This window comes from Streptomyces sp. NPDC047315, assembly GCF_040643215.1.
GTDB lineage: Bacteria > Actinomycetota > Actinomycetes > Streptomycetales > Streptomycetaceae > Streptomyces.
Window position 1 is genome coordinate 101,635 of sequence record NZ_JBEYTZ010000001.1, and the last position, 12,576, is coordinate 114,210.

Genomic DNA, 12,576 nt, shown 5'->3' on the forward strand with positions numbered 1-12,576 from the left:
GGGGGGGTCCGGCGGCGTGGCCCGGAAGGGTGCCCTTCCGGGCCTCCCGCCGCCTTGGCCCCTCTGATGGACTGGGCCACGACCAGACCTGACGAGGTCGACCGGAAGTTGGTGCCGCGGTGCATGAGAACGAGCCGTCGAAACGCTCCCACGCCCTTGCCCGCGCGCCGCTGCGCCCGCCCGCACCGACCAAGGACCCGGCGGGCCCGGCGGCCCCCGGCCTCCCCCGCGGCGCCGCCGACGTCCTGGCCCTCCAGCGCTCCGCCGGCAACGCGGCCGTGACCCGGGCGCTGGAGGCTGGGCGGCCCGCCCGCGCCGCCGCGCCCGGACACGACCTGCCCGTGCAGCGGGCGCTGGCCGAACACGACCGGGAGTTCGGCCCCGGTCGGTTGGACCACCCCAGGTCGGCGGACCAACAGAACCTGGAAAGGGTCTTTCCCAAGAACAAGGACGGCAGCTACGAGCAGTTCCCCGACCCGACCACGATCACCAACCACCTCACGTCCCTCATGGGCTCGCTCAACCAGCGCCTCAGCAAGGTCCCTCAGCCTCAGGGCCCGCAGGCCGGCTCCGGCGGCGCCGCGGACTGGGTGGTGGCGATCAACAGCCAACGCGACGTGGACGACCGCTACAAGCGCAACTGCATCGACGCGGCACGCAGCTTCCTGGCGTCCTGGTCTGGCACCCCCACGGTGGCCGCCCCGGTCTACGACCCGACGGGTGTGGAAGAGGGCGGCACCGGCCGGACAAAGGAATGGCTGAACGCCGAGTGGAAGACCAGCAAGGTGACCCCGGGAGTACACCCCCTGGGCCGGGAAGACTGGGACTCGGTGGCCAGCCGCCTGAAGAGCGCGGGGCACGGCTCCTCAAGCATCGTGGTGTTCATGCGCAAACAGTCGGGGAACGTCCACGCCGTCAACGGCGTCAACATCCACGGCAAGGTGAAGTGGATCGACCCTCAGTACGGTGTGGTCAGTTCGCAGCCGCTGTACGACGGTCTCTCGTTCATGACGATCACGCTCGACCCCCAGGCCAACCCGGTGTGACCCCGCCACGGGGACGGTCAGCCGTTGGGCGTCGCCGGAGCGTGGCCCGGCAGGCTCGCGACGGCGCGCAGCTCGTCCCGCAGCCGCGTGACGTACGCCTGCCGCTCCGTCCGCTCCTCGTCCGGCAGCCCGCCGCCGCCGTCCAGGAGGTGCACCCCCAGCCACATCCGACCTGCGATGTGGGCGTGCACCTCCCACAGCTCCTTGTGCGTAAGCCCTCGCACCCGCGACGCGACAACGGCAGCCCGCCCGGCCTCGACGACGTCCTCCGCGAGCGCCCGCTCCTCGGGCGTCCCGGCCCGGGACGTGCTCGCGACGCCGTCCCGGGCGCGCAGCGAGTCGTACGTCTCGCGGTCCAGCCCGTACGGGAAGAACCAGACCCCGTCGTCCTGACCGGGCGTGCTGCTCATGTACGACTCCCCTTGAGTTCGACGACGCGGCTCGCAAGAGGATGCCCCACCGAGCCAGAGAATGGGACTCGGCGGGGCACCCTCGTGCTGTTGCTGCCGTTTCGGTCGTCAGACCGTGCCGTGCTTGATGCCTTCCACGAACGTGGCGAAGGCGGTTGCGGGGACGCGCAGGACAGGGCCGGCCGGGACCTTCGAGTCGCGGACGGGGACGACGCCGGTTGCGGACGCGTGCGCGGGGGCCCACTCGACGCAAGCTCCGCCGTTGCCGCTGTACGAGGACTTGATCCAGTTCAGGGGGTCGATCGTGGTCGTCACGGGGTGCCCTTTCGTACCTGGTCGATCATGGCTAGAGAATCCGCTTGCGAGAGTGCGTACTTCTGTAGCTGATAGTAGGCGGATAGTACGGGCCCCACGAAGCGACTATCTCGCTCAACGTGTCCGCGGTGAGCGCTCTCCGCATAGGACACCAGAGAGCGGTCCGGCAACGTCAGCACGTACAGCGGCAAGTTGAAGGGCCTGCGTTCTCCCATCGTGAACGGCGCGACCTGGAGCAGCACGTGTGGCTGGTCCGCAAGCGCCAACAGCCTGTCGTACTGCGCTCGCATGATCTCCGGGTTACCCACCCGCCGGCGGATGCAGCCCTCATCCATGACCGCGTGGATCAGCGGCCGTGGAGTCCGCTCCAGGGCCGCCTGCCGGTCCGCAACCGTCGTGACTCGCTCTCTGGCTTGCTCCGACGTGATCGCGCCACGTCTCACGCTGTGGTCCTCGATGGTGGCTGCGTACTCCAGCGTCTGGAACACCCCGGGGATCACGCCCACTTCGTACAACCTGATCTCCAGGGCCCTGCTTTCGTACCCGATGAACGCTGGGAATCCCTCCATCAGCGCGCCGTACTTCATCCCTAACCACTCGCGCTCGAAGGACTTGTCGGTCCCTGTCAGGTTGAATACGGCGTCGACGCGCCGGCAGAACGGCAATGTCGCAACCTTCAGGCCAGTTTCAACGTGTGAGACCTGCGTCGGTGAGTACTCCATGCGTTCGCCTAACTCGCGCTGCTTCCAACCGCGTTGCTCTCGCTCGCGTCGGAGCCGCGCTCCCAAAGCCGCCTGCGGGCTTGCGTCGGGGTTCAGTTCCTTCCGGTTCACCATGCGTCGCGCCCCAGTTTTGCTTGCGAATTCTCCTCGTTGAACTGCCCTTGGACTCTAGGCCAACCTGACAGCCCTTGGTAGTGAAACCGCTACGGAGAGGAGTCGTCGTGCATGGCGAACTCTCGGTCGGCGAACTCGCGTACGACACCGTCGAGAAGAGGTGCGGGGTGGTCATGGACGTCTACGGGTCCCTGGTCATGCTCCGCCCGCGGCACGGCGGATGCGAGTGGGACGCACGGCGCGAGCACATCCGCGCCGCAACCCTCGACGACCGACTCGGCTCCGCGCTCGCCGAGTTGAACGCGATCAGCAGCAACCGCACGCCCTAACCACCCACAGCTCCGCCTTCGCGCATCAGCGTTTCCCTGACGCTGAAGAGAATTGCGCGACGGCGGTAAAGGGGGGCGGGGAGCAACGGTCCCTCCTCGTCCCCCTTTTGGTCCCGGCCGCCCCGCGGGCACGCCCCTGCCCCGGCGCGCGGCCGGGACCACCCACCCCCACACCCCACCCCTCCACAGGAGGAACCGCATGATCGAGCGAGGCCAGTACAAGGGCTGGCGATCCGTACGCATGCTCGGCGAGGACATCGTCGTGTCCGCCGTGTGCATCACCGGCACACCCGAGTGCGGGGCCCGCATGCCGGAGCCTCCGGACGGCCACGGCGAGCGCGTCGGGCACGACGACGTCGACGAGTGGATGGAGTTCCACCTCCGCACCACCGGCCACGACCTCTTCGCCGAACTCCACCGCGAACCCGTCCGCTGGGGACCACCCACCCCACACCCCGAGCCGTAAAGCGATGACGCTCAACGCCGAACCCACCCACGCCATGCCCGACGGCACCCGCATGGTCCGCCTATGGGACAGCAACGCACCCCACCGCGTCATCGTCACCCCACGCGCCGCGTTCACCCACTTCATCGGACTCGCCATGGACGACGGCTACCGCGACCTCGAAGCCACCGACGAAGAAATGACCACCGCAGCCCACACCGAACGAACCACCGTCGACCACCAATACGGCATACTCCCCGACCCACCACCCCCCACCCACTTCCCCCTCACCCACCACGAAACCGAAGACCAACCATGAGGCGGCCCGCCGGCACGAGGGGGTCAGGGTCGGCCGGTGACGGCCTGGATTTCCTGTTGGATGATCTGCGGGAACGGGACGTCGTCGTAGTTGCCGACGACGATGCCGACCCAGCCGGTGTACGGGTAGATGTTCCAGCTCGCGACGCTGCCGGGGTTGACGCCGGCGCGGCCCTTCACCCACTGGCCGTTCACCAAGGCGACCGGCATGGTGTACGTCGCGAAGGACGCGTCCGCGGGAGTCGCCCGGGTGGTCAGGCCGCCGCCCTGGGGGGCGAGAGGGGCCTTGGGGGCGGTGGCCACCTCGGCGTAGGGGCGGTCCAGGAGGGTGCCGTCGGTCAGGGCGTGGGCGAAGCGGACGAGGTCCGGCGCGGTGGCGAAGCCGGCGTCGCCGGGCGGGTCGATGAAGTAGCGGCCCGGGTTCTTGCCGAGTTGGTGCGGGTCCGGGCTGCCCTTGTCGAGGTTGCGGACGGCGTCGACCCGGCTGCCGTCGGACTGCCGCATGTAGGAGTGCGCGATGTGCGGGTCGGTGAGCCACTGGGGCCGGGTGTAGAAGCCCGTACCGGTCATGCCGCACCGCGCGAAGACGTGTTGTTGCACGTACTCCCAGTACGTCGTGCCGGTCACGGCCTCCACGATCAGCGCCGGGATGGCGACCTCGGCGCCGGCGTGGTCGGTGGGGGTGCCGGGCGGGGCCACCAGCTTCGACCGGCGGGCCCACTGCCCGTAGAACTCGCGCACCTCCTCCCGGCTCTGGAAGACGCGTTGCAGGTCCTCCGGCGGGGTGTGCAGGCCGGAGGTGCCGGAGAGGAGGTGGTGGACGGTGACCTGCTCGGCGATCTCCTTGGGGAAGCCCGTCAGGTGCGTGCCCACCGTGTCCCAGAGCCTGACCTTGCCCTGCTGCACGAGCTGGAGGATCGCGACCGCGCCGAACGGCTTGCCCGCGGAGGAGAGGTTGAAGGCGATCCCCTCGTGATTGCGGATGCCCTTCTCCTTGTCGGCCATGCCGTAGCTGCGTGACAGCACCGTCCGGCCCTTGTGCGACAGCATCACCACGCCGGAGAACTTGTCCTCGGCGGCCAGCTTCGCCACGTACCGGTCATAAGCCCCACCGGGCCGGGTCTCCGGCGGTACGGCGTCGGCAGCGGCAGCAGCCGGGGCCACGGCAGCGTGGCCGGGCCCGGCGCCGACCAGGTGCGCGCCGGCCGCCGTCACGCCGGCCACCCCCAGCCCGCCCCACCCCAGCAGCCGCCGCCTGTCGACACCTCGTACGTCCGTTAAGTCGCGTCGATTCATGGCTCCCACTGAAGACGGAGCGCCGTTACGGTGGCGTGAGCGGAACGCTCGGCTTCGGCGGAACGCCGCCGTCGCCGTCGCCGTCGCGACGAACGACCGCACCAGCGGGTTCGCGTCGCCTTCGTTCCACGCCGCGTACCTCCGTCAAGTGCGTCTGTTCGGAACCGCTTTGGCATGCGGCATAGGCTCGGCCCATGGATGACTCGATATGGGTGGGGGTGCGGGAGCGGGTGCAGTCGCTCACTGCCGCGCCGGCCGGTGACCGTGTCTTTGGCTCGCTCGGGCACAAGTTCCTCCTTGAAGACCCTCTGACCCCGGCAGAGCTGGCCGACCTCGAAGGACAGGTGGGTGTGGCGCTGCCCGGGGAGTACCGCGACTTCCTCCTCCGGGTAGGCGCCGGAGGAGCCGGGCCCTCGCACGGGGTGTATCCGGTACGGCTCATTCAGGGTCGCTGGCAGTGGGAGGGAGATGGAGCCGAACTGGCTGACCTGTCCCGTCTGGCCGAGCCGTTTCCGCGTGAGGGTGCCGATCCTGAAGCTGTCCAGTTGCTGCTGTCCGAGCAGCCTGAAGAGGACGACTTCGAGGACATAGAGGACTTCGATGACGCCGTTGAGGCATGGGAAGAGCGTTGGGGACCCGTGATGTGGTCAGCGGACCGCACCGTCGGCGCGGTGGTGATCTCAACGCTGGGCTGTGCCGCCCGCGAGTGGCTGATCATCAGCGGACCGGAGCGTGGGCGAATCTGGTCCGACAACAGGGTCGATGACGAGGACCTGAGGCCGCTCCTGGATGACCACGACGCTCCGATGACTTTCGCGCGCTGGTATCTGACGTGGCTTGAGAGGGCGGAACGTCAGCAGGCGTTGGCCCCGCAGGCAGACTGACCTGCGGGCCCGGCGGAGGGACTTCCGGGCCCTTCGGGACGCGCTCGCCGACGGCCGGCCGATGACGCCGGAGGCCAACGTCGACGTGATGAGCCGCTACGCGACCAAACCCGCGACCAAACCCGCGACCGAGCCCGTCTGACGAGGGGAGCGTTCCGGCCGAAACCGATCACGGGGGCGGTGGCGTCCTCGGATTGGGCAGGATCCGACCGGAGCACACGTACTCGAAGCGCGCGGGGGTCTCTTGATCTTCATCCAGTTCATCTCGCAGTTCGTCGTCGTCGGCGGACTCGTCCTGCTCGTCCGTGCGCTGCTGGAGCACCGCAAGCTCTCCACCATCGACAAGGCCCGACCGGTGACCGTCGCCGAACTGGCGGCCGACCGGCCGCCCGGCGAGGGGCTGAGGTGCGCCGTCGAAGGCAGCGCCGAGCCGGGCACGGCCGGGCTGATGACGGCCCCGTTGTCCGGACAGCCGTGCGTTTGGTACCAGGTCACGACCAGGGAGAAGTGGCGGACGGTCACCAAGGACGAGGGCCGTGAGATCTCCACCCGGCACGACAAGGTGCGCGGGCGGACGGGCTCGCCGCCGCAGTTCTGCGTCCGCGACGCCACGGGCGTCGCGGTGGTGAACTTCGCCGGCACGGACGTGGACGAGCCGGTCCAAAGCTTCACCAGAACTCGGCCGGCGAGGTCACAGGACGCCGAACTGCCGCCGGTGCCGGTCAAGCTCGACGGCTCGGACAAGCTCGACCACGAGGTCACCTGGCGGGAGGTCATCGTGCCGCCGGGGCAGTCGATGTGCGTGCTGGGCAGGGGGGCGCGGCACCCGGAGACCGGCCACGTCGTCCTGGGCCCCCCGGACACGGGCCGGTTCATCGTGTCCACGCTCTCCCACGACGAGCTGAGGACGCGCTCCTCGGCCCTGAGGAAGAGCCGTTACACCCTCGGCGGCTGGCTGTTCGTCGGCGGCGCCACCGTGTTCACCCTCATCGAGCTGCTGGCGAACCCTTCGTCGTAGCGGCGGCGCCCGACGAGGGCGCGCCCGCGGTCGGGTCGTCGGCGCGGCGGACGGTGTCCTGGTACCACCGTCCCCAGGTGTCCAACTGGTCCATGATCGCGTCGAGCCGGTGGCCGACGTCGGTCAGGGTGTACTCCACGCGCGGCGGTACCTCCCGGTACATGGTCCGCGTCACCAGCCCGTCGGCCTCCAACTCCCGGAGCTGGCGGGTCAGCATGCGCTGCGTGATGGCGGGCAGCGCGCGCCTGAGTTCGCCGAAGCGCAGCGTCCCGGGAACGAGCTGCTTGAGGATCGCGAGCTTCCAACGCCCCCCGAGCACCTCCATGGCGGACTCAATCGCGCAATACTCCGGGGTCTCCTCGATCTTGCTACGCACGGCTGACCTCCATTGGTATACAGAATGACAGTAGGGGACAGGAAAGACCGTACTTGCAGCATGCGTTGGTACCTACTGGACTGAGCGTATGCCAAAGAGTCAAGTGCCCGCTGCGGAAAGCCTCCCGGCGGAGACGGACCGGTCGATCTCCTCGTCACGGCAACGGTGGGTCGTGCTCGTGGTGGTGGCGGGCAGCCTGTTCCTGGCCGGGATCGACCTGACCGTCCTGCACGTCGCCATGCCCAGCGTGAGCCGGGACCTGGCCCCCAGCGCCGCCCAGGTGCTGTGGATCGTCGACGTGTACTCCCTCGCACTCGCCGCCATGCTGGTCACCTGCGGCACCCTGGGCGACCGGATCGGCCGGCGCCGCATGGTGCTGAGCGGCCTCTTCGCCTTCGGGCTGTCCTCGCTGGCGTGCGCCTTCGCGGCGAACACCGGGCAGCTGATCGCCTCCCGCGCCGCCCTCGGCGTCAGCTCGGCAATGATCATGGCTTCGACGGTGGCGATCATCAGGGTCACCTTCACGGACAACCGCGAACGGGCCCTCGCGATCGGCGTGTGGACCTCCGCCCACAGCGTCGGGGCGACGCTCGGGCCGCTGATCGGCGGACTGGTCTCCGAACGGTGGGGCTGGGGCGCCGTGTTCCTGGTGAACGTGCCCGTCGTCGCCGTCCTCCTCGCGGTGGGAGCGCGGGTCATCCCGGAGTCCAAGAACCCCGTGCCCCGACGCTGGGACGTGCTCAGCGTGGTGCTCTCCGTCGTCGGACTGGCGAGCGTCGTGTACGCCCTGAAGCAGGCCGGCGAACACGCGGGCGTCAACACCGTCTTCTTCGTCACCGCCCTCGGCGGCGCGGCGCTGCTGTACGTCTTCGTACGCCGCCAACGACGCCTGGCCGAGCCGCTGCTGGACTTCTCCCTCTTCGCCGAGCGCCGCTTCTCCACCGCCACCATCTGCGTGATCGGCTGCTTCGGCAGCTACATCGCCCTGCTGTTCTTCCTCACCCAGTGGCTCCAGCAGGTGGGCGGGTACTCGCAGCTGCGCGCCGGGCTCGCCCTGATGCCGCTGGCCGCCGCCAACGCCGTCGGCGCCGTCACCGCGCCCTGGTTCACGCACCGGTGGGGCAACCGCGTGATGCTCACCGCGGCACTGCTGCTGTTCTCCCTCGCGTACGCCGTCATCGCCCTGTTCGGCGACCCGTCCGGCTACGGGACGCTGATGCCGGCGCTGCTCGCCGCCGGGTTCGGCGCCGGGATCGTGATGACGCTGGGCGCCGACGTCATCATGAGCGCGGCCCAGCCCGAACGCTCCGGGGAGGCCGCCGCGATCCAGGAGACCTCCTTCGAACTCGGCGCGGGCCTGGGCGTCGCCGTCTTCGGCAGCGTCGTGACCCTCGTCTACGGCACCGCCATCCCGACCGTCCCCGGGCTCGACCGCGAGCAACAGGCCACCGCGGGAGAGTCGTTCACCGCCGCGCAGGAACTCGTGGCCCAGCTTCCGGCGACGACCGCGGACGCCGTGCTGGACGCGGCGCGGCAGGCGTACGACCGCGGCTTCACCACCGTGGCGACGATCGCGACGGTCGGGCTGGCCGTCACCGCGACCCTGGCGGCCGTACTCCTCCGCCCGCGCAAGGCCGACAGCGCCTGAGTGAACGTGCGCGGGGGCGCGGACCGGGAGCCGGTAGCCACCTTTTTGTGGGTACTTGGCCTCCGGCGGCGGACGGGGGAACCTGGTGGTGGAAGGCGGCGCGACCGGGCTAGGGCGCTTCTGACAAATAGCGTCGTCCGCCCCTGAGGGCGGGGGCCGCGGCATCCGGTGCGTGCAATCGCAAGGCGGAGGGTCTTCCTCGTACTGGACGTACCAGGAAGATCCCGACAACGCAGCGAGTGTGCGTGCCGGGTGCCGCGGCCCAGACGGGATTTGTCAGACACGGCCTAGGGGGCTTCTGATGGATCAGGCTGGATGAGGGTGGGGGTCCCTCCCACGCCCTCCGGGCGTAGGAGGCGGGTTCTGGTGCCGTGGATCTCAAGGCGGAGGAGGGAGTCAATGCGGAGTATTGGCGACCGACGACAACGCTGAGTGGGGGCACCTCCCGGGCCGAAGGCCCAGGGGGAGCGGTGCCAGGGCACGCGAGCCCAGCAAGATCCATCAGAAGCCCCCTGGGAGCACACCCGGGCCGGCTACGGAACCCGGGCCGCTGCCTGCGCCGCGAGTGACAGCGTCTGGGGGCGGGGCGGCGCGTGTGGGGTGCTCAGGTGGCTGAGGACGACGAGGGAGTTCCGTACGACGACCAGCACCAGGGTCTCGCGGACCGTGACCGCCTCGTACGTCACGGAGACGGTCGCGTGCCAGGACTCCGAGCCGAGGCCGGCGGAGCCGTGGGGGGTGACGGTCTGTCGGGCCTGGTCGCCGTCGGGCCAGGTGAGGGTGTACGTACCGCAGCCGGCGAGGGCGCTCGCCGCGGCTTCGAGTTGGCGGCGGGCGGTGGTCGTGCCGGGGTACCAGCGCAGGACCTGTTGGAGGAAGGGGCCGCTGCTGCTCTGGGCGAAGGCGACCCGGGCCTCGATGGAGCCGGGAGCGGTGGTGCGGTGGATCTCCAGTGAGTTGAGGCGCTGGACGCAGTCGGGGCGGCTGGAGCGGGTCGGCGGATCGTTCTTCAGGATCGTCTTGACGTAGCCGGCGGGGAGTTGGGCGGTGCTGAGGAGGGCGCGGGTCAGGTCGGCGGCCGTCGGCCTGGCGGTCGTCGGCGCGACGGTGGGCGGGGCGGCGGAGCGGGACGCGGGACGGTGGGTGGTGGAGGGGGCTGAGCCCGGTCCGGTGCCGCTCGCCTTCGGGGTGCCGTTCGCCGTCGGGGCGGTGGTGCTCGGGCGTACGGAGCTCGGGCCGGGGCCGGGCGTCGCGCTGCGCGAGGGGGCAGCCGACGAAGACGTGGTCGTGGGCAGCGGCGACGGGACTTCGATCGTCGTGCCGTCCGGTCGCACCCGGTCGGCGCGGCCGTCACCCCCGCCGTCGCCGCACGCACCCGCCGTCGCGGCCAACACCAGGCACAGCAGGAGAGAAGGAAGGGTGCGGGTGACGGGACTCATCGTCGGACTCCTCGACTTCGGGGCGAGCTCAGCGGGCGTAGCGGTGCAGTACGTCGCAGCGCAGCGTCGCCGCCTGGTGCACGTCGCTGTGCACCCGCTCCGGGAGGGTGCGCAGGAGCACGGCGGAGACCGCGCGTAGGACGGTGTCGTCGACGGCGGCGAGGAGTTCGCCCGTCTCGCGCCGACCCTCCGGGCCGACCCACAGGGCCGAGCCGCCGATGGCCAGCGCCCGGCAGGCGATGAAGGGATCGGTGACCGCCGCCGCGCCGTCCGCGTCGGTCGGCGGCAGCGGCGGCAGTTCGTCGATCGGTACGGGTGGCGCGTCGTCCGGCCGCGGCTCGGCGGCGGGCGGTTGTCGCAGCACGCTCCCGCCGCCCGGGGCGTCCGCAGCGGCCACCGTGCCCGGGAGCAGGATGCGGCGCGGGCTCGTGTCGTCGGAGCGGGCCAGCGGGATCCACACCGTCGCCGGTAGTACGAACAGGCCCACGGCCAGCGCCGCCGTGAGGGCGGGTGTCCTGCGCGGGCGCGGTCGGCCGCGGCGGCGCACCACCGTCGCCGCGAAGGGCGCGAGCGCGCCGAAGAGCGTGGCCGTGGCGCCGGCGACCCAGCCGCGCGAGTCGAGGGCGCCCCAGTACGCGGTGGAGTCCGCGTGCGCGGCGGCGAGCGCGGCGCACAGGAACCAGGTGCCGAGCGGCAGGGCGAGGACGAGTCCGCTGAGCGCGACGGCCGCGGCGCACGCCGGCGCGGAGCGCGGTCCGTCCGGTCGGGCGCGTGCGGCGCGGGCCAGGGCCGCGACCCAGGTGGTGAAGAGGGCACCGCCGACGACGAGTACGAGCGCCAGGGCGATCTGGCGGCCGGTGCTGGCGTCGGCGAGCGAGAACGACGCGGTGAGCCCGTCGGCGGTGCCGGACTCCCGCGCCCAGTCACCCGCGGCGCGGGCGGACAGTTGCGAGCCGGCGAGGACGCCGACCCCGAGGGCCCCTCCGGCGTAGGCGGGGCGCGGCCCGTACGCGTCGGGGTGTCCGACGGCCGCGGCCCGCCACAGCGCGACGGTGACGACCCCGGCGACGGCCCAGCCCGTGAGCGCGCCGGTGATGCGGTAACCGGTGGCGATGCTGTCCGGAGTGAGGGCGGTGACCAGCAACGCGAGGTCGGTGAAGACCAGTCCGGCGGCGAGCCCGGTGACCAGGCTCTCGGCCGGGCCGAGCCCCCACAGCCGCGCCGGGCGGGCCAGCACGTCGAGCCGGGCCCGCCGGGTGGGGTGGGTGGCGAGGCCGAGCGCCTGCGGGATGCGGCGGCGCAGGGTGGGCGGCCGGTCCCGGAGGACGTACGCGGCCATGGCGTCCGGGTCACGCGGATCGGCGGACGCGCGTACGTCCGCGTCGTGTTCGCGCACCCGCAGCACCGCGCACAGGGTGAGGCCGACGACGGCGACGACCGCGGTCAGCCGCAGGGCGAGGGCGGTGCCGAGCGCGCCGGGGCCGCGCCAGACCTCGACGACGAGGGGGACGGTGACGCCGACGAGGAGAATCCACCACGCGGCGAGCGCCAGCCGTACGCGTCCGACGTCCCGCGCGTCCAGGTGCGCCGCCTCGTGCCGGAGCATCGCCTCGACGTCGCGGCGCGGCAGCATCCGCACGCCCGGGTCGACGACGACGCGCGGTCGGCGTGCGGTGCCGGCGGCGCGGGCGCCGATGCCGATGCGGGAGGTGCGCCGTACGACCAACTGCGGTGCGCGGCGCGGGCCGTGCGGTACGACGGACGCCAAGGCGGCGGCGGTCCGCGGGTCGGCGGGCCCGGTGCGCCAGCGGGACAGGGTGAAGGCACGGGCCGCCGCCCGGACCAGGAGGGCGAGCAGCAGCAGGGCGAGGGGGCCGCAGAGCACGACCTCGGCTTGGTCGAGCCGTACGCCGTCGACGCAGCGGGTGAAGCCGGTGACGGTGTCCATCGGGTCCGGGTCCGGCGGGCGGGGCGCGGACGGGTCGGGCAGGCAGGCGAGTTGGGCGCCGGGCCAGTGGGCCCGCTCCTTGACCAGCCACCACCAGCTCGCGAAGGACGCACCGGCCGCCGCGACGAGGACGAGGAGGAAGAGGCGCGTGGTGGTCGGCAGCGGCAGCCGGCTGGCGCAGAGCGCGGCGGCGGATGTGAGGTCGGGGCGGGGTGCGGAACGGGGGTCGGGGCGGGGTGCGGAACGGGCTTCGGTGGTCGTCACGGGC

Annotated in this window: 14 protein-coding genes; 7 read left to right on the top strand and 7 right to left on the bottom strand. The window is 71.5% G+C overall.

Annotation, left to right across the window (positions count from 1 at the left end; translation table 11 throughout):
• The first annotated feature begins 119 nt into the window (after positions 1 to 119).
• Positions 120 to 1,046, top strand: coding sequence for a toxin glutamine deamidase domain-containing protein (locus ABZ842_RS00445; RefSeq protein WP_361529151.1), 927 nt, complete (start codon positions 120 to 122; stop codon positions 1,044 to 1,046).
• A 17-nt stretch (positions 1,047 to 1,063) separates the two neighbouring features.
• Here ABZ842_RS00445 and ABZ842_RS00450 read toward each other — a convergent pair whose 3' ends face one another.
• The 3 genes from ABZ842_RS00450 to ABZ842_RS00460 form a co-directional block, all read right to left on the bottom strand.
• On the bottom strand, positions 1,064 to 1,456 hold the full coding sequence (locus tag ABZ842_RS00450; protein WP_361529154.1) for a hypothetical protein: 393 nt from the start codon (positions 1,454 to 1,456) through the stop codon (positions 1,064 to 1,066).
• A 108-nt stretch (positions 1,457 to 1,564) separates the two neighbouring features.
• Positions 1,565 to 1,771 carry a DUF397 domain-containing protein gene (locus ABZ842_RS00455; RefSeq protein WP_361529157.1) on the bottom strand — a complete coding sequence of 69 codons (207 nt, stop codon included), beginning with the start codon at positions 1,769 to 1,771 and terminating at the stop codon, positions 1,565 to 1,567.
• Positions 1,768 to 2,607, bottom strand: a complete 840-nt coding sequence (locus ABZ842_RS00460) for a helix-turn-helix transcriptional regulator (protein WP_361529160.1) — start codon at positions 2,605 to 2,607, stop codon at positions 1,768 to 1,770. Before ABZ842_RS00460 ends, ABZ842_RS00455 begins: the two co-directional genes overlap by 4 nt.
• Positions 2,608 to 2,714: 107 nt before the next feature.
• Here ABZ842_RS00460 and ABZ842_RS00465 point away from each other — a divergent pair, with 107 nt between their 5' ends.
• The 3 genes from ABZ842_RS00465 (at position 2,715) to ABZ842_RS00475 (ending at position 3,700) form a co-directional block, all read left to right on the top strand.
• On the top strand, positions 2,715 to 2,936 hold the full coding sequence (locus tag ABZ842_RS00465; RefSeq protein WP_361529163.1) for a hypothetical protein: 222 nt from the start codon (positions 2,715 to 2,717) through the stop codon (positions 2,934 to 2,936).
• 199 nt (positions 2,937 to 3,135) lie between these two features.
• Entirely contained in the window at positions 3,136 to 3,402 is a 267-nt protein-coding gene (locus ABZ842_RS00470; RefSeq protein WP_361529166.1) for a hypothetical protein, read from the top strand.
• A 4-nt stretch (positions 3,403 to 3,406) separates the two neighbouring features.
• Entirely contained in the window at positions 3,407 to 3,700 is a 294-nt protein-coding gene (locus ABZ842_RS00475; RefSeq protein ID WP_361529169.1) for a hypothetical protein, read from the top strand.
• A 23-nt stretch (positions 3,701 to 3,723) separates the two neighbouring features.
• Here the strand turns inward: ABZ842_RS00475 and ABZ842_RS00480 are convergent, their stop codons facing one another.
• Complete coding sequence (locus ABZ842_RS00480; protein WP_361529172.1) at positions 3,724 to 4,995, bottom strand: serine hydrolase domain-containing protein; 1,272 nt, start codon at positions 4,993 to 4,995, stop codon at positions 3,724 to 3,726.
• 194 nt (positions 4,996 to 5,189) lie between these two features.
• On the opposite strand from ABZ842_RS00480, the gene ABZ842_RS00485 reads away from it, so the two are divergent.
• Positions 5,190 to 5,879, top strand: coding sequence for an SMI1/KNR4 family protein (locus ABZ842_RS00485; RefSeq protein ID WP_361529175.1), 690 nt, complete (start codon positions 5,190 to 5,192; stop codon positions 5,877 to 5,879).
• 244 nt (positions 5,880 to 6,123) lie between these two features.
• Entirely contained in the window at positions 6,124 to 6,897 is a 774-nt protein-coding gene (locus tag ABZ842_RS00490; protein ID WP_361529178.1) for a GIDE domain-containing protein, read from the top strand.
• Here the strand turns inward: ABZ842_RS00490 and ABZ842_RS00495 are convergent.
• Positions 6,866 to 7,273: a helix-turn-helix domain-containing protein gene (locus tag ABZ842_RS00495; protein ID WP_361529181.1), complete on the bottom strand. Its 408-nt coding sequence runs from the start codon at positions 7,271 to 7,273 to the stop codon at positions 6,866 to 6,868. The two genes, ABZ842_RS00490 and ABZ842_RS00495, sit on opposite strands and share 32 nt — an antisense overlap.
• A 103-nt stretch (positions 7,274 to 7,376) precedes the next feature.
• On the opposite strand from ABZ842_RS00495, the gene ABZ842_RS00500 reads away from it, so the two are divergent.
• Positions 7,377 to 8,921 (top strand): MFS transporter, encoded by a 1,545-nt coding sequence (locus tag ABZ842_RS00500; RefSeq protein WP_361529184.1) that lies wholly within the window; start codon positions 7,377 to 7,379, stop codon positions 8,919 to 8,921.
• Between the two features lie 533 nt (positions 8,922 to 9,454).
• On the opposite strand, the gene ABZ842_RS00505 is transcribed toward ABZ842_RS00500, so the two are convergent.
• The gene (locus tag ABZ842_RS00505; RefSeq protein WP_361529187.1) at positions 9,455 to 10,360 is read right to left on the bottom strand and encodes a hypothetical protein; all 906 of its coding nucleotides are present in this window, start codon (positions 10,358 to 10,360) and stop codon (positions 9,455 to 9,457) included.
• 28 nt (positions 10,361 to 10,388) lie between these two features.
• Positions 10,389 to 12,572, bottom strand: a complete 2,184-nt coding sequence (locus tag ABZ842_RS00510; RefSeq protein ID WP_361529190.1) for a hypothetical protein — start codon at positions 12,570 to 12,572, stop codon at positions 10,389 to 10,391.
• Between the last annotated feature and the right edge of the window lie 4 nt (positions 12,573 to 12,576).

What these genes read in the sequence shown, in the direction of transcription:
- ABZ842_RS00475 (WP_361529169.1), top strand. Translation starts at nt 3,407, where the DNA reads ATGACGCTCAACGCCGAACCCACCCACGCCATGCCCGACGGCACCCGC.
- ABZ842_RS00480 (WP_361529172.1), bottom strand. Translation starts at nt 4,995, where the DNA reads ATGAATCGACGCGACTTAACGGACGTACGAGGTGTCGACAGGCGGCGG.
- ABZ842_RS00505 (WP_361529187.1), bottom strand. Translation starts at nt 10,360, where the DNA reads ATGAGTCCCGTCACCCGCACCCTTCCTTCTCTCCTGCTGTGCCTGGTG.
- ABZ842_RS00485 (WP_361529175.1), top strand. Translation starts at nt 5,190, where the DNA reads ATGGATGACTCGATATGGGTGGGGGTGCGGGAGCGGGTGCAGTCGCTC.
- ABZ842_RS00450 (WP_361529154.1), bottom strand. Translation starts at nt 1,456, where the DNA reads ATGAGCAGCACGCCCGGTCAGGACGACGGGGTCTGGTTCTTCCCGTAC.
- ABZ842_RS00470 (WP_361529166.1), top strand. Translation starts at nt 3,136, where the DNA reads ATGATCGAGCGAGGCCAGTACAAGGGCTGGCGATCCGTACGCATGCTC.
- ABZ842_RS00460 (WP_361529160.1), bottom strand. Translation starts at nt 2,607, where the DNA reads ATGGTGAACCGGAAGGAACTGAACCCCGACGCAAGCCCGCAGGCGGCT.